The organism is Bacillus sp. VA15, from assembly GCF_055721145.1.
This window is the reverse complement of sequence record NZ_JBVQPQ010000004.1, coordinates 83226-98872: the sequence shown is the minus strand read 5'-3', so window position 1 is coordinate 98872 and position 15647 is coordinate 83226. Positions and strand designations below refer to the sequence as shown.

At 45.5% G+C, this 15647-nt stretch carries 16 protein-coding genes; 8 read left to right on the top strand and 8 right to left on the bottom strand.

Translation table 11 applies throughout. The features are described 5' to 3' along the window. The first annotated feature begins 3 nt into the window (after positions 1-3). Entirely contained in the window at positions 4-717 is a 714-nt protein-coding gene (locus AC0DBE_RS12280) for a YwaF family protein (RefSeq protein WP_472962319.1), read from the top strand. 110 nt (positions 718-827) lie between these two features. Next, entirely contained in the window at positions 828-1688 is an 861-nt protein-coding gene (locus AC0DBE_RS12275; protein ID WP_014115643.1) for a glycosyltransferase family 8 protein, read from the top strand. A gap of 52 nt (positions 1689-1740) precedes the next feature. Here AC0DBE_RS12275 and sacY read toward each other — a convergent pair whose 3' ends face one another. From sacY to epr, 3 genes are all read right to left on the bottom strand, one after another. Further along, positions 1741-2583 carry a transcription antiterminator SacY gene (sacY, locus tag AC0DBE_RS12270; protein ID WP_014115642.1) on the bottom strand — a complete coding sequence of 281 codons (843 nt, stop codon included), beginning with the start codon at positions 2581-2583 and terminating at the stop codon, positions 1741-1743. Positions 2584-2636: 53 nt separating this feature from the next. Further along, positions 2637-4016, bottom strand: coding sequence for a SacY negative regulator SacX (gene sacX / locus AC0DBE_RS12265; RefSeq protein WP_061186565.1), 1380 nt, complete (start codon positions 4014-4016; stop codon positions 2637-2639). A gap of 447 nt (positions 4017-4463) precedes the next feature. Further along, positions 4464-6401 (bottom strand): minor protease Epr, encoded by a 1938-nt coding sequence (gene epr, locus AC0DBE_RS12260; protein WP_472962315.1) that lies wholly within the window; start codon positions 6399-6401, stop codon positions 4464-4466. Positions 6402-6628: 227 nt separating this feature from the next. On the opposite strand from epr, the gene celB reads away from it, so the two are divergent. Beyond that, entirely contained in the window at positions 6629-7945 is a 1317-nt protein-coding gene (gene celB, locus AC0DBE_RS12255; RefSeq protein ID WP_072565478.1) for a PTS cellobiose transporter subunit IIC, read from the top strand. Between the two features lie 98 nt (positions 7946-8043). Beyond that, a complete protein-coding gene (locus AC0DBE_RS12250) occupies positions 8044-8721 on the top strand; it encodes a DUF2711 family protein (RefSeq protein ID WP_072565477.1) in 678 nt (225 codons plus the stop codon). Positions 8722-8758: 37 nt separating this feature from the next. On the opposite strand, the gene glxA is transcribed toward AC0DBE_RS12250, so the two are convergent. Further along, a complete protein-coding gene (glxA, locus tag AC0DBE_RS12245) occupies positions 8759-9139 on the bottom strand; it encodes a glyoxalase GlxA (protein WP_003236077.1) in 381 nt (126 codons plus the stop codon). A gap of 122 nt (positions 9140-9261) precedes the next feature. Here glxA and AC0DBE_RS12240 point away from each other — a divergent pair, with 122 nt between their 5' ends. Next, positions 9262-10449 carry a class I SAM-dependent rRNA methyltransferase gene (locus tag AC0DBE_RS12240; protein ID WP_014115636.1) on the top strand — a complete coding sequence of 396 codons (1188 nt, stop codon included), beginning with the start codon at positions 9262-9264 and terminating at the stop codon, positions 10447-10449. Between the two features lie 28 nt (positions 10450-10477). On the opposite strand, the gene AC0DBE_RS12235 is transcribed toward AC0DBE_RS12240, so the two are convergent. The 4 genes from AC0DBE_RS12235 to AC0DBE_RS12220 all read right to left on the bottom strand — a co-directional run bounded on the left by AC0DBE_RS12235 (position 10478) and on the right by AC0DBE_RS12220 (position 13062). After that, on the bottom strand, positions 10478-10675 hold the full coding sequence (locus AC0DBE_RS12235; RefSeq protein ID WP_003222222.1) for a YwbE family protein: 198 nt from the start codon (positions 10673-10675) through the stop codon (positions 10478-10480). Between the two features lie 32 nt (positions 10676-10707). Continuing rightward, a complete protein-coding gene (locus AC0DBE_RS12230) occupies positions 10708-11910 on the bottom strand; it encodes an MFS transporter (protein WP_061186558.1) in 1203 nt (400 codons plus the stop codon). Between the two features lie 106 nt (positions 11911-12016). Next, positions 12017-12694, bottom strand: coding sequence for a CidB/LrgB family autolysis modulator (locus AC0DBE_RS12225; RefSeq protein ID WP_014478359.1), 678 nt, complete (start codon positions 12692-12694; stop codon positions 12017-12019). Then, positions 12676-13062: a CidA/LrgA family holin-like protein gene (locus tag AC0DBE_RS12220; protein ID WP_003222205.1), complete on the bottom strand. Its 387-nt coding sequence runs from the start codon at positions 13060-13062 to the stop codon at positions 12676-12678. Before AC0DBE_RS12220 ends, AC0DBE_RS12225 begins: the two co-directional genes overlap by 19 nt. A gap of 105 nt (positions 13063-13167) precedes the next feature. On the opposite strand from AC0DBE_RS12220, the gene cidR reads away from it, so the two are divergent. The 3 genes from cidR to thiE are packed head-to-tail and all read left to right on the top strand — an operon-like array spanning position 13168 to position 15564. Then, positions 13168-14073 (top strand): cidABC operon transcriptional activator CidR, encoded by a 906-nt coding sequence (gene cidR / locus AC0DBE_RS12215; RefSeq protein WP_003222204.1) that lies wholly within the window; start codon positions 13168-13170, stop codon positions 14071-14073. Positions 14074-14080: 7 nt separating this feature from the next. Beyond that, positions 14081-14899: a hydroxyethylthiazole kinase gene (thiM, locus tag AC0DBE_RS12210; protein WP_087987346.1), complete on the top strand. Its 819-nt coding sequence runs from the start codon at positions 14081-14083 to the stop codon at positions 14897-14899. Further along, complete coding sequence (thiE, locus tag AC0DBE_RS12205) at positions 14896-15564, top strand: thiamine phosphate synthase (RefSeq protein WP_472962308.1); 669 nt, start codon at positions 14896-14898, stop codon at positions 15562-15564. The genes thiM and thiE overlap by 4 nt, the downstream gene beginning before the upstream one ends. Positions 15565-15647: the final 83 nt, after the last annotated feature.

Sequence of the window (15647 nt, the reverse complement as noted above, 5' to 3'; positions counted from 1 at the left end):
ATCTTGCAAAAATATGTTCAATCCGTCTATAAACATGATCCGTTTCACCTTTTTTCAGCAGAGCATGTGGTGACGTTAGCAATCATTGCTCTTTTGGCCATTCTGTTGTTTCTGTTCCGCGAGGCGGTCAAGCGGCCTAAGGTCAGCCAGTTTTTGCGTTATTTGTTTGTGTTTCTGTTGCTTGGTTCGCAAATCGGCTATCAAATATGGATGATTGCCACGGGCAGATGGTCGGTGCGTACTTCATTGCCTCTCCAGCTTAGTGACCTGTCGGTGTATTTGTCGGCCATCATGCTGGTGACCAAAAGCAGGAAGCTGTTTGTATTTTTATATTTTGTCGGCATCGGCAGTTCGATTCAGGCGCTTGCCACTCCTGATCTCGGTATGTTTTCATTTCCGCATGTGCGATATATCCTCTTTTTTATTTCGCATGGGTCTGTGTTTTTATCCTGCCTGCTGATGGCGGTGGTCGGCACTTACAGAATGGGCCAGCGCTCTTTATGGGTGACAGTCCTGATTGTCAATGTGTACGGCATCTGCATTTATCTGCTTGATCGGTGGCTTGGCGCGAATTATATGTATTTGACGAAAAAACCGGGCGGCTCTTCTCTTTTAGATGTTCTCGGGCCTTGGCCGTGGTACATCGCTTCGGCTGAAGCCATAACGATCGCCAGCTTTTACATCCTTTATTGGCTTTATCGCATGTTCAAAAAATGACACCTTTTTTGTTGTATAGCACATTCTGTCTAAAAAAATATTGAAGAATAGTGTTTAATTTTCTGAAATCGGGAATGTAATTTGTACAACACAAAGGGAGATGAATATCATTGAAGAAAGATGAAGTTATGCATATCGTATCATGCGCAGATGATAATTATGCTCGTCATTTAGGTGGGATGTTCGTTTCTTTATTGACAAATATGGATCAGGAGAGAGAGATAAAATTATACGTCATTGATGGCGGAATTAAGCCTGATAACAAAAAAAGACTGGAAGAAACCACATTGAAATTCGGCGTGCCGATTGAGTTTTTAGAAGTGGATACCAATATGTATGAACATGCGGTAGAGAGCAGCCATATTACAAAAGCGGCGTATTACCGCATTTCGATTCCTGACTTAATTAAGGATGAGAGCATCAAACGAATGATTTATATCGATTGTGATGCGATTATTCTTGAGGATATTTCGAAACTGTGGGACTTGGATATTGCTCCATATACGGTTGCTGCTGTTGAGGATGCTGGGCAGCATGAACGCCTGAAAGAAATGAACGTCACTGATACAGGGAAGTATTTTAACTCAGGTATCATGATTATTGATTTTGAACCTTGGAGAAAGCAAAACATCACAGAAAAAGTCATCAACTTTATCAATGAAAACCCGTCTGAAGACTTTCTTGTGCTGCACGACCAAGATGCACTGAATGCGATCTTATATGATAAGTGGTATGAGCTTCATCCGCGCTGGAACGCTCAAACATATATCATGTTAAAACTGAAAACACCTCCGACACTGTTAGGACGGAAGCAATATAATGAAACGAGAGAAAACCCGGCAATCGTGCACTTCTGCGGCGGAGAAAAGCCTTGGAACTCCAATACAAAACATCCGTATCGCGATGAGTATTTCCATTACATGTCCTATACGAAGTGGAATACGATCGGGAACCCGGCCATCAACCAATAAATTGAATATAAAAAACGCTTTTGATCATCTCAAAAGCGTTTTTTTGTTTGCCTCAGCGTGCGACTGACCGCTGGTAAAACCGCTGAATATGCATGGCAATGTAGCACAATTCTTTATCAGGAAACTCAAAGCCGTATTCCTTCTTCACAAATGTGCCGATGCTTAGGGCACACAGGAAGGCATCCTTAAACTTCTCTTTAATAATGTCGATCATTTCTGCATCCAGCTCGTAAATGGATTCGCCCGCTTTGATATGCTGAATGGCAAAGCGGAGATGGGTCACAAGCCGTTCATAAGAGATGGTATCTTCAACAATATTGATCGCCAGCTGAATTTCAATAATCTCGATAATATCACGGATCATTGTTGTAATATCAAGCGTCTGTGTCATATCACCGGCATTGTTTCTTGCTGTGTGGATGTGCATGGCGATATTGCCGATTTCATCATCAGGAATGTGAATCCCCAGTTTCTCTTTAATCAGCGCTCTGGCCCACAAGCCGATCTGGAATTCCTTCGGATAAAGGACTTTGATCTCATTCAGCAGCGGATTTTTGATGACCATCCCATTGCTCAGGCGTTCAATCGCAAAAGAAAGATGGTCTGAAAAAGCGACGTGAATGCGCTCGTTGATTTTAATGTTCAGCTCTTTTTCGGCATGGGAGATAATTTGCTCAGAAATCTGAATATGGTCTTCCGGCAATGTTTCTAAAATCTCTTCGAATTGCTTATAGTCAGCTGTATCTTTTCTGACAAAGGTTTTTTCTATTTTTGATGGATCGACAATATCATTCTTCTTTTTGTCGAACGCAATTCCTGCACCTAAGAGAATCTTCTCTTCATTTTGATCCTTTACGACGATAGCATTATGATTTAAGATTCTTTTAATTTTCATAGCTTTTTTGTCCTTTCATCCCCCGTTTTATGAATGAAAACGAATAAATCCATTTATTCTGTCTCTTCTTTAAACCCGAGAAACAATGTAGCTATAAAAGCAGAGACGGCCGCGATCAAAAAACCGATCATATAATGAACAAAATTGGCGGCGCCGAACGGCAGTACGATTGAAATCATCGGAATGCCTGTCAGCCCGTAGGAATTCGACACGACATGTACCGCAACCACGTATGCTCCGCCAATAGCGCCGCCGATGGCAGCTCCGATAAAGGGACGGATCAGTTTGACATTAACCCCGAATACAATCGGCTCTACAATGCCTAAAAACGCGGTCAGGGAAGCGGGGAGCGCAATTTTCTTCAGGCTTGATTGTTTTGTTTTGAAGAAAACCGCAAGCCCCGCTCCGCCTTGGGCCACATTCGCCATCGACCATATCGGCACTAAAAAGTTCACGCCGACATGCGGATCTGCAAGCAGCGTTGCTTCAATCGCATAAAAGCTATGATGCAAGCCGGATAGAACGATAGTGGAGTAGATGCCGCCGAACAGGGCTCCGGCAGCAATGCCGGCGTGATCATAAATATAGACAATCGACTGTGTCATGATTTGGCCGATGATGGACGCGGCGGGATTCATCACAATCAGCGCGAGGCACCCTGTCACCATGACCGTAATAAAAGGAATGATGACGACATCAAGCGACTTCGGCACAATTGATTTTAATAGCTTCTCGATTTGGCTCATGACATACACGGAGAGAAGAATTGGTATAATGGAGCCCTGATAGCCCATCATTGGAATATGCAGCCCCCAGATGTCTAAGGAAGCGGGGGTTTTGCTGCCAAGCATAGACGGGTCCAGCAGATCAGGATGCGTCAGGAGCCCTGCTATGACTGCCCCTAAATATGGGTTGCTGCCAAATTGCCGTGCGGCACTGAAACCGACCAAAATCGGCAGCAAAATAAAGGCTGTGCTGGACACGAGGTCGAGCACTTTGATCCATGGGCTGTCGGCTGCGAACCAGTGAAACACCTTAATCATTCCGATCAGCCCCATAAGCAGGCCGCTTGCTGTTATCGCCGGGATAATCGGCACAAAAATATCGGACAGTGTTTTCGCAAATACGGCGACAGGGCTCAGCTTCCGGCTGGCCTTTTTCTGCTGAACAGGCTTTTCAGAAGGCGCGGCCTCCCACACGTGAACGACTTCTTTATATATTTTGTTGACGACGCCTGCTCCGAAGATAATCTGGAATAACCCATATCGGAAAAAGGTACCCTGCACACCTTGCAGATTTTCAATAGCATGTATATCGATTTTCGTCTCGTCCTTTACCTCAAAACGAAGACGGGTTGTACAATGGCTGATGCTGATAATATTGCTTTTTCCTCCTGCGAGGAGCAATAGTTCTTTTGCAATCTCTTTTTGCAAGCAATCAAAACCTCCTTTGCTGAAGAAAAGTCGGCTTGTTCATCGTATCAAATGAAAAGTTGACAATCAAAATGAAAAAAGTGAGAAATACCGGCTGAAAATGACAAAACGTGCAAGGACAACAAAAAATGCCCGCGTCGGTGACGGAGCATTAGAATAGGGGGTTGTCCATGGCGCCGTTATGAGCCCAACACGAAAAGAAGAGTTAAAATGCCCTGTTTTTTAGGCACTAATACTCCCTTTGCATCATTGGGTCTTGCCTGCCTGCCAGTCACAATCCCTCCATATGTGGTGATAACTGTAATAACGTTCATTTTATGCTGTTCATGGCCGGATAGCAATAGTAGGAAAAGCCTGTGCGTTGAATGGGAAAAAGGTTGTATGTGGTGTTTTTTGGAATGGAAAAAGCCTGTGAGACCCAGAATACAAGTCTTACAGGTTTTTTGGTTACTTTTTCGGTTTGACGGCATTCAGCCGTTTTTGCAGCTTTGTTTTTTCATTGGATGCTTTTAATTGATTCACTGCAGACTGAGCGGATGTCTTTGATTTTTTTGTTTTGTCTTTTTCCGCTTTTTTCACTTTTGCTTTGGCAGTTTCGACTTTTTTTGCTTCGGCTGCCGCCACTTTTTTCTTCACTTTATCTAACCGTTTTTGCAATGCCGTTTTGTCCTTGCCTGATTGAAGCTGGTTGACTGCTGATTGTGCTTTTGCCGCATTTGCATCAGTTGATTTCTTTTCAGCTGCAGATACGGATTGCTGCGCCGTTTTCAAATTGGTGCTTTTCACTTTGTTTAGGCGTTTTTGCAGGGACGTTTTTTCTGAACTTGCTGGCAGCTTGCTGACTGCTGATTGTGCGCTGTCGACATCTGTTTTCCTTTTGCTTTTTTCCGCCTTCGCTACTTTCTCTTTCGCCTGCTTTGATGCGATGTAGCGTTTTACTTGGTCTAAGCGTTTTTGCAGGTTCTTTTTGTCTGTTCCGTTCGGCAGCTTGTTAATGGCAGCTTGTGCTGTATCAACAGTTTGCTGTGTTTTATACTTTTCTGCCTTTGCGACTTTGTCTTTCGCATCCTTTACATTTCTGTATGACTGTACTTTATCCAGTCTTTTTTTCAGGGCTGTTTTGGCGTCAGAATTCGGCAGCTGGCTGACGAGTTCTCTCGCTTTGTCGATATCGGTTTGTGCTTTTGTTTGTTCTGCTTTTTTCACTGCTTGCTCTGCTGTCGCGTACGCTGAATCTGTTGCCTGCGCTTTATATTGGATTAAGCCGTAGCCAAATTGCTGATCGCGGCCTGCGGTTCCAAGATCAACGATATGTTTCTGCATATCTGCGCGAAGCTGCACGTTTGTCTCGGCAGGATCCCGCTGTTTTAACAAAGCAAACATGGCAGCGGCGTGCGGTGTCGCTTGGGATGTTCCGCTTCCAGTTGCATAATATTGGTTTAAATATGTGCTCGTGATGTTTGTTCCCGGCGCTGAAAATTCAACTTCATCTCCAGTTGTTGAGAAGGAGGCAAGCTGATTCTTTTCGTTTGTCGCTGAAACCGCAACGACACTGTTGTATGCTGCCGGATAGTTCACAGGCTTGCCGTTCCCGTCGTTACCGCTTGCGGCAACGAGCAGAATGCCTTGTTCATATGCTTTGTCTACGGCGTCATGAAGGATTTTGCTGTCTGACGTCGTGCCAAGGCTCATATTGATGATGTCAATCCCGTGGGTGATTGACCAGTCGATTCCTTGGAGAAGGCTTTGAAGATCCCCCGAGCCGTTCTGATCAAGCGCTTTAACCGCGTATACTTGTGCTTCCGGTGCGATGCCGTCAATTCCGTAGCCGTTATGCTTGGCTCCGATAATCCCTGCGACATGTGTTCCGTGGCCGTTATCATCTTTGTAAGAAGAGGTATAACTGACAGCTGAATACCCGCCGGCAATCGACAGGTCATCGTGGGGGGAGATCCCACTGTCAATGACTGCAATTTTGACATTTTTGCCTGTCAGTCCTGCCTTCCAAGCCTGTTTTGCCTGAATGGGCTCAAGGTTCCATTGCTCGAAGTTGCCAGAGGTGTCAGTGCCGTCTGACAGCACTTTGAAATCCGTACTGCCTGCTGCGGTGAATGAGACATTGTTTTCGACATACAAAATATCAGGATCCTGTTTTAATTCTTTCACTGTCTCCTGATCTGCTGTGACCGCTACCGCCGGAAGATGCGTATACTGCTGTTCAACCTCAGCATCGCTGTCCAGGACGGTTTCCTTTCCGGTCTTGTTTTTATAAACCACAATAACCTCTTTTTCGCTGCTGTTTTGCGCATGCGCGAGAGGGCCTATGGCGAGAAAACTGACAAACAGAGTGACTGATACAACAAGCTTGCATGACATGTTTTTCATGATTCATCTCCTTTTTCTATGATGTTTGATATATATATCGGAGGAAAAAAGAGAGTTTGACAGTAAGGAGGAAAAATATTTTCATGGACTGGATTGTTCAGCAGCATGTGGATTTTTTCCGCAGGAAGAGGAAATTTTCCAAATGAATTTGTAAGCGTTTTCAAAATAAGATAAAGAAAACATTGCGAAGGTTGTTCACAAAGCAATGAAAAAAGGGGGCTTTTCAGATGAGCGCATTCACTCGGGTGATGGAAGAAAAAATAATGCCTGTCGCTGGGAAAATTGCCGGGCAGCGGCATCTCAGCGCTTTGCGTGACGGAATTATCCTGACCATGCCGCTGATTATTATCGGGTCTGTCTTTTTGATTTTAACAAGCCTGCCGATTCCCGGTTATGCGGATTTCATGACGAGTGTGTTTGGGAAAGAGTGGGCGGATAAGCTCGGTTATCCCGTTAATGCTTCATTTGATATTATGGCGATGATCGCCGCTTTTGGAATCGCCTATCGTCTTGCGGAAAGCTATGGTGTCGATGCCCTTTCTGCCGGAGCGATATCAATTGCTGCATTTCTATTGGCAACGCCGTTCGAGGTGCCGTTTACGCCGGATGGCTCAACGGAATCCATCTTGGTCGGTGGCGGAATCCCGATTACACTGCTTGGCAGCAAGGGTTTATTTGTCGCCATGCTGATCGCTTTGTTTTCAACTGAAATGTATCGGTGCATTATTCAAAAAAATATCGTCTTCAAAATGCCAGACGGCGTGCCGCCGGCGGTAAGTAAATCATTTGTCGCGCTGATTCCCGGCTTTATCATTGTGTTTCTCGTGTGGCTGGCACGTCTTCTGATTGAAATGACGCCTTTTCAGAGCCTGCACAATGTCGTAGGAGACCTGCTTGGCACACCGCTTTCCATTCTTGGCGGCAGTCTCGGCGGGAGCCTGATTGCTGAATTTGTGCAGATGCTGCTATGGTCGTGCGGAATTCACGGAGCTTCAATCATTGGCGGAATCATGGCGCCGATTTGGTATGGCGCGATGGATGCCAACCGTCTCGCGTTCCAAGCGGGAGAGGCGCTGCCAAGTATTTTCACAACCCAGTTTTTTCAAATTTGGATTAATGTCGGCGGAAGCGGAGCGACGCTGGCGCTTGTCCTGACGATGCTTGTGCGTTCCCGGAGCAAACAAATGAAGCAGCTTGGCCGATTAGGGATTGGGCCTGCGCTATTTAATATCAACGAGCCGATCATTTTCGGCATGCCGATTGTCATGAACCCGCTCCTCATTGTTCCATTCATCATCGCACCACTCCTCACGATTACAGCAACTTATATCGGCATGAGCACTGGACTGGTAGCAAGGCCGGCCGGAATCGCCGTGCCATGGACGATGCCGCCGCTCATATCAGGCTACCTGGCGACAGGCGGAAAGGTATCGGGCGCCGTTATGCAGCTGGTGAATCTGCTGATCACCTGCGCCATCTACTATCCGTTTTTCAGAATATGGGACCATCAAAAATGGCGGGAAGAGAGTGCGGATGGATCTTGAGATAAAGTGTGTTGTTAAAGCTAATCAGCCTGGGCCGTAGGGATGATTAGCTTCTTTCAATTAAAAGCGGATGTTAGAATATGTAAAGGGGGTGCGTGATGCTAGAATACATATGGTTTGATGACGAATCACCAATCTTAAAACAAATACCAGCAGAATACACATCAGCAGCTATTTTATTTTCTCCTTTTATTCAAATGCCTGAAGGATGGGAGAAAGAAAAGAGAAAAAATGAGTATGAACATATCTATCCAAATGATGAGGAAGTAAGGGAAAAAGGCAAAGCCGTTTCATGGAAGAAGATCAAGTCCTCTTGCGGCTTTCAAACAAATGCCGAGCTGGCGCTGGCTTTAATGACGTCGATAGGCGCCTTAAGGGATGAGTGCGGGAGAGAGGATTTGGCTGAAGTTTTACATGCAAATATAAATGAAGGCCTCTTTTATCCCAGTGAGGACCATATTTCAAATTTTCATATTCCCAGTTTGGTAGAAGTGTTTCGTTCGAACGGGTCCAATCAGTTTTATTACTCAGAACCGATTTGGGAAAACAGCGGCTTTCTGGACATAACTGAGGCTAACTTGCGGACGGTTCTTGATGATGCCGCCGCAGAGCTCATTTTAACTGATAAGAAAATGGACTTTGTGTTTATGAGTGTATATGACTCATTTATTAATGTCTTTTTATCGAAAGGTGAAAATATCAATGAGTTGGTTCAGCGTATGGGCTGGGAAGCCATGATCTGCGATGAGTCAACGTATATCAGTTGGTATAGATAAAAAAGAACGTACATTACATAATGTACGTTCTTTATTTTTATCTCTGAAAGAACTCAATCCACTCACCGTCAGGACCTTCGATATAGAAGTAACGGTACCCGTTTGGAAGTGTTGTGATCTCCTCGTCGATAAATTTCGCGTTCATTCTTTCCGCTTTTGTATATTCAGCCGCGATGTCATCCGTCAGCAGGGCAATGTGGTGCACTTTTCCTTCGACAGGAAGCTCGCTGCTGTAACCTTGAATCAGTTCGATTTCCGTTTCCGGACCGTCTTCAAAACCGAGAAAAGCAAGCTCAATCACACCGTTCGTGTGTGTGATGCGATCCTTCAATTTCATGCCGAGAACCTCTTCATAAAATGTGATGGACGCGTTGATATCCCTTACCATAATGCCTGTATGATCAATTCGTTTTGCCATGCTGCTCCTCCTCGTAACTCTTATTTGTCTATCGTAGAAAAACCTTTCCTTTCTGTCAATGCAGACAACTTGGCGTTTTGTGGTACGATAAGAGAAAGCATACAGAAAGAGGACGAATAGATATGAAGCTACTCACCCTAAAAAAAGCGCATACTGCAAAAATCAAAAAAGGCTATCCGCTCATCGATAAGGAAGCTCTCGCAGGGAGTGCGGGGCACGTGAAAGAAGGAGACCTTGTTGATATCGTGTCAGAGAGCGGCGAGTTTCTCGCGCGAGGTTATTATGGCCTGCAAAACAAAGGGGTCGGCTGGACGCTTACCCGCAATAAACAAGAACAGATTGACCAAGCATTTTTTCTCAGCAAATTATCAAAAGCGGTCCAAGCACGCGCCAAACTATTCGCTGCCCAAGATACAACGGCTTTCCGCCTGTTCAACGGTGAGGGAGACGGCGTCGGCGGCGTCACGATCGACTATTATGACGGCTACCTGCTGGTTCAATGGTACAGCAAAGGCATTTACACCTTTAAAGACATGCTGCTTTCCGCTTTGGATGAGCTGGATCTTGATTATAAAGCGATTTACGAGAAAAAACGCTTCGACACGGCTGGACAATACGTTGAAGATGATGACTTCGTGAAAGGGAAAAGAGGCGAGTTCCCGATCATTATCCAGGAGAATGGCATTCAATACGCGGTGGACCTGAATGAAGGCGCTATGACGGGCATCTTTTTGGATCAAAGACATGTGCGCAAGGCCATTAGAGACCGCTATGCAAAAGGAAAAACAGTGTTAAATACGTTTTCTTATACGGGTGCATTTTCCGTGGCAGCGGCGCTTGGCGGAGCGGAGAAAACAACAAGCGTGGACGTGGCAAACCGAAGCCTGGCCAAAACGATCGAACAATTCAGCGTGAACAAGCTGGATTACGAGGCACACGACATTAAAGTGATGGACGTGTTTAAGTATTTTTCGTATGCGGCGAAAAAGGACCTGCTCTTTGATCTGATTATTCTCGATCCGCCTTCCTTTGCCCGCACAAAAAAACGCACCTTCAGCGCGGCCAAGGATTATAAAAACCTGCTGAAAGAAACGATCGCCATCACAGCTGACAAGGGCATCATCGTTGCTTCCACAAACAGCAGCGCCTTCAGCATGAAGAAATTCAAAGGCTTTATTGATGCCGCCTTTAAAGAAACAAATGAACGCTACACAATCATTGAGGAATTTACGCTGCCGGAGGATTTTAAAACAATTTCAGCGTTTCCGGAAGGCAACTACCTAAAAGTGGTCTTTCTGCAGAAAAAATAAAGCTGCCCTGTTCAGGAGCAGCTTTTTTCTATGTAGAAATGATTTTCTGGACGCGGCCGATGCGGCCATCTTCAAGCCGGACTTTAATGCCGTGCGGATGAAAGCTCGATTTCGTCAAAATATCCTTCACTGTCCCTCGCGTCAGTTTTCCTGTTTTTTGATCTGCTTTCAATACAATATCCACCTGTAATCCTTTTGAAATGCTGCTTCGCTCTTGCCCGTTCATAGCGCACATCCTTTCTTTTTTCATTATAGTCATTATGGTTTAAAAGTAACAGCCGGCTGATGAAGTGTATTTTTGTTTTTTTCTGCCTTCATTAAATATAATGTCAGCCCAAAGCCTGCTATGCTCAGCATGCCAAAAAGCAAGTAGACTGCGAAGATGGACACGTAGTCAAAAATGTAGCCGCCTGCAAATGTACAGAACCAGTTGCCGAATCCATTGCCGATGGCCGCGTACATGGTCAGCGCCGTCGCTTCAACGTGGCTAGGAGTAATCTTTTTTACGTATTGAAGCGCCGCGGGGATAAATAAACCGATGGCCACTCCCTGAAGAAAGACCGTCGCATAAATGAGCCATAATGAAGGCGCTGTGAAATAGAGCGCCCACCTGAATAATGAGACCCCGCCTGACAGCATAATGACGTTTAAAAGCCCCATTTTATCTATAAATGTTTGGGCAAATCGCATAAATGGAATTTCCGAAATCACGCCGATGAAAAATAAAATGCCGATAGCGGAAAGTGACGCGCCGCTTTTGTCCAGAAAAAGACTGAAATACGTATTGTTCGCTAAGTTTGGAGCAAATGTTGTAAAGGTGATGATCATAAAGATGAGGAACGTTTTGTTGCTGATAAGCTCCCGGAATCCTTTGCGGATATTGACCTTTGTTTTTGTTTTCTGCTGGCCGGGCATTTGTGAGGCCAATATGGCGGCAATGCACAGAAAGGCACAGCCAAAGATAAAGATCACGTGAATGGGATACAGCTGATTCGTCACTTGTCCCATGACAAACACTGCGACGCCGAAGCCGAGAGAACCAAACAGGCGGATTCCGCCGTAGTTGCCGTTTGTTTCTTGTGTGTACCTTAGTGAAATGCTGTCCGATAATGGAATAATCGTGCTTTGAAAGGCTGCAAAACAGGCTGCAATCAAAATAAACATAGGAAAGCCGTCAAATGCAATATAGCCTAATCCCATGATGCCTGTGATTGATGTGCAAACCGCCAGCAGGCTTTTCGTTTTTTGCGTATAGTCGCTCAGCATGCCCCAAAACGGCTGAAAGAAAATCATCACAATCGGGCCGAGTGACATGATCAAGCCGACCTGTGATCCGCTTACATGCTGTTCTTTCGTTAAATACATACTGAGTAAGGGAATAATGCTGCCCGTGCCAAGAAAAGCAAACAAATAAAAACCTTTTAACGCGGCGTAATGCCGTCTCACCTGCAAGTTGTGCATGGGGTGCCTCCTTTGGTATCCACAAATTACATTATATTGGAATCCGCCAGCTTTTCAATAAGGGGAAACACATAAAAAAAACTGCCCTTGAGAGGACAGTTTTTTCTTACATAAATGAAAGTAAAAACGGCGCTGCGCAAAGCGTCATAATCGCAGCTAAGATCATTGACACGCTGGAAATCGTACCGGACACAGAGCTGAGTTCAAATGCTTTTGACGTTCCCGCGCCGTGTGCGCTTGTGCCGAGCAGCACGCCCCGCGCAATTTCATTATCAATGCGGAAATAGCGGATGACCATCGGGCCGATCACTGTGCCGAACAGAGCGGTTAAAATCACAAACACGGCTGTAACGGCAGGCATTCCGCCGATCATTTCAGATACGTTCATTGCGATCGGCGTTGTCACTGATCTCGGGACGAGGCTGTCAATTAAGCCGGTGCCGAGGTGAAGCCATTTCGCAATAAGAGCGGTTGAAATAATCGCGATACATGAACCGACGGCCACATTCAAAATAATTTCCACTGCGTATTTCTTTAAAACAGGGAAATATTTATAAAGCGGGATCGCGAATGCCACGGTGGCCGGCTGAAGCATATCGGTCAGCAATCCGCCGCCGAGATTATATGACTCGTACGGGACATTCACCAGCAGCAGCAGACCGACTAACACAGCGGGCGTCACCAATAGCGGCGACGTATAGACACGCGGAAAGCGTTGATATACCTTTTTTGCTCCTAAATACACCAAAACCGTTAAAAACAAACTTACAATTCCGATGAACACGTATGTTTTTTCTCCTTTCTTTTTGCAATGATTTGTGTAAGCGTTCCTGTAGACACCATCACGACAAATGTGCTGATGATGACAACAAGCAGAATGCTGACACCAAATTTCGACATAATGTCTCCGTATTCAATCACTCCGACGGCAGACGGGATAAAAAATAAAAGCAGCTCCCCGAGAAGCCACGCCGCGCCAAGCTCTATCCATTCAAGCTTGATGATTTTAAAGTGTAATAATGTGAAGAGTATCACAATCCCAATTATACTGCCGGGAATATTTATATGAAGAAGGGCTGTCACCCAATTAATCAGCCGAGCAAATATAAATAACAGAGCGATTTGAATAACGGTTAGCAACAGTTTTTTCATATTGATGCCTCCCTTATATTCATATTGTACATAAGGTCTCTCTATAGGTAAAATATATATAAAGAATAATAAGTATTCCTTTTGTCTATAGAAAGGGTGAAACCCATGGATATCCGCCATTTAACATATTTCTTGGAAGTTGCCCGTTTAAAAAGCTTTACGAAGGCTTCCCAATCCCTTTATGTTTCTCAGCCGACGATATCAAAAATGATCAAAAATTTAGAAGAAGAACTCGGGATTGAACTGTTTTACCGAAACGGCAGGCAGGTGGATCTGACTGACGCCGGCCAGAGCATGTATGTGCAGGCGCAGGAAATTATTAAATCATTTCAAAACCTGACGTCAGAATTAAATGATATTATGGAGGTCAAGAAAGGGCATGTACGGATTGGACTGCCGCCGATGATTGGATCGGGATTTTTCCCGAGAGTGCTCGGCGATTTCCGTGAAAACTATCCGAATATCACCTTTCAGCTAGTCGAAGACGGTTCTATAAAAGTCCAAGAAGGTGTCGGGGACGGTTCACTTGATATCGGCGTTGTCGTTCTTCCTGCAAACGAAGACATCTTTCATTCGTTTACAATCGTAAAAGAAACCTTAATGCTTGTCGTTCACCCTTCCCACCGGCTGGCAGACGAAAAAGAATGCAGGCTGCGTGAGTTGAAGGACGAGCCTTTTATTTTCTTCAGGGAGGATTTTGTCCTGCACAATCGAATTATGACGGAATGTATCAAAGCTGGATTCCGGCCTCATATCATTTATGAAACCTCACAATGGGATTTTATCAGTGAGATGGTGTCAGCCAACCTTGGAATCGGGCTTTTGCCGGAACGAATCTGCCGCGGACTTGACCCGGAAAAAGTGAAAGTCATTCCGCTTGTCGATCCGGTCATCCCTTGGCACCTCGCCATTATTTGGAGAAAAGACCGCTACTTGTCCTTTGCGGCCAGAGCTTGGCTCGAACATACGAAATCGTATTTATGGGACCCGAAAAAAGAGAGTAAAGGATGATGCAAACATGGATGCACAATCAGCAGCAAAATGCCTTACTGCTGTCCGCCAGCATAGCCCTCTGGTGCACAGCATAACCAATAATGTCGTAACGAATTTTACAGCAAACGGCCTGCTCGCCCTCGGCGCATCGCCTGTTATGGCGTACGCGAAAGAAGAGGTCGCGGACATGGCGAAGATTGCGGGTGCACTTGTTTTAAATATCGGAACGCTGAGCAAGGAGTCTGTCGAAGCGATGATCATCGCGGGAAAATCAGCTAATGAACATGGTGTTCCTGTCATTCTTGACCCTGTCGGCGCCGGAGCAACACCGTTCCGTACTCAATCGGCGCGTGACATCATTCGTGAGGTGCGCCTCTCTGCGATCAGAGGAAATGCTGCGGAAATTGCCCATACCGTTGGTGTGACCGATTGGCTGATCAAAGGTGTTGATGCGGGAGGAGACGGAGGAGACATCATCCGGCTCGCCCAGCAGGCGGCACATAAGCTAAACACAGTCATTGCGATTACCGGTGAAGTGGATGTGATTGCCGACACGTCAAACGTATATACCCTTCATAACGGCCACAAGCTGCTGACGAAAGTGACAGGCGCCGGATGCCTGCTGACTTCTATTGTCGGTGCGTTTTGCGCTGTGGAAGAAAATCCAATGTTTGCTGCTATCGCTGCCATTTCTTCGTATGGGGTCGCAGCTCAGCTTGCCGCACAGCAGACAGCTGACAAAGGTCCGGGAAGCTTTCAGATTGAATTGCTGAACAAGCTTTCATCTGTTACTGAACAAGACGTCCAAGAACTGGCGACAATAGAAAGGGTGACTGTCTCATGACACGTATTTCTCGGGAAATGATGAAAGAGTTATTATCTGTTTACTTCATTATGGGGTCAAACAATACGAAAGCCGATCCTGTCACGGTCGTACAAAAAGCGTTAAAAGGCGGCGCCACTCTGTACCAGTTTCGTGAAAAGGGCGGGGATGCGCTGACAGGAGAGGCACGGATTGAATTTGCTAAAAAAGTGCAAGAAGCCTGCCGTGAAGCCGGTGCTCCTTTCATTGTCAATGATGATGTGGAGTTGGCTCTGAAACTGGAGGCTGACGGTATCCATATCGGCCAGGAAGACGCCAACGCAAAAGAAGTAAGAGACGCTATAGGGGATATGATTCTTGGCGTTTCCACCCATACAATGTCTGAGGTGAAGCAAGCCGAAGAAGATGGCGCAGATTATGTCGGACTCGGGCCAATCTACCCGACAGAAACGAAAAAGGATACGAGGGCTGTACAAGGTGTATCTCTCATCGAATCGGTCCGCCGTCAAGGTATCGACATTCCAATTGTGGGCATCGGCGGCATCACAATTGAAAATGCCGCACCTGTTATCCAAGCGGGAGCCGACGGTGTCAGTATGATCAGCGCCATCAGTCAGGCGGAGGATCCAGAGGGTGCCGCACGCAAGTTTCATGAAGAAATTCAAACGTATAAAACAAGAAGATAAACGTTCTTTTTCCTTCAAAAGGCTGTTCTATAAAGGACAGCCTTTTTGCTTTATATCAAGGTTTTCAGACCTTCAAATTTTAA

Coding starts and splice junctions, on each gene's coding strand:
- sacY (WP_014115642.1), bottom strand. CDS start 2,583: ATGAAAATTAAAAGAATCTTAAATCATAATGCTATCGTCGTAAAGGAT.
- epr (WP_472962315.1), bottom strand. CDS start 6,401: ATGAAAAACATGTCATGCAAGCTTGTTGTATCAGTCACTCTGTTTGTC.
- celB (WP_072565478.1), top strand. CDS start 6,629: ATGAGCGCATTCACTCGGGTGATGGAAGAAAAAATAATGCCTGTCGCT.
- AC0DBE_RS12250 (WP_072565477.1), top strand. CDS start 8,044: ATGCTAGAATACATATGGTTTGATGACGAATCACCAATCTTAAAACAA.
- glxA (WP_003236077.1), bottom strand. CDS start 9,139: ATGGCAAAACGAATTGATCATACAGGCATTATGGTAAGGGATATCAAC.
- AC0DBE_RS12240 (WP_014115636.1), top strand. CDS start 9,262: ATGAAGCTACTCACCCTAAAAAAAGCGCATACTGCAAAAATCAAAAAA.
- AC0DBE_RS12235 (WP_003222222.1), bottom strand. CDS start 10,675: ATGAACGGGCAAGAGCGAAGCAGCATTTCAAAAGGATTACAGGTGGAT.
- AC0DBE_RS12230 (WP_061186558.1), bottom strand. CDS start 11,910: ATGCACAACTTGCAGGTGAGACGGCATTACGCCGCGTTAAAAGGTTTT.
- AC0DBE_RS12220 (WP_003222205.1), bottom strand. CDS start 13,062: ATGAAAAAACTGTTGCTAACCGTTATTCAAATCGCTCTGTTATTTATA.
- cidR (WP_003222204.1), top strand. CDS start 13,168: ATGGATATCCGCCATTTAACATATTTCTTGGAAGTTGCCCGTTTAAAA.
- thiM (WP_087987346.1), top strand. CDS start 14,081: ATGGATGCACAATCAGCAGCAAAATGCCTTACTGCTGTCCGCCAGCAT.
- thiE (WP_472962308.1), top strand. CDS start 14,896: ATGACACGTATTTCTCGGGAAATGATGAAAGAGTTATTATCTGTTTAC.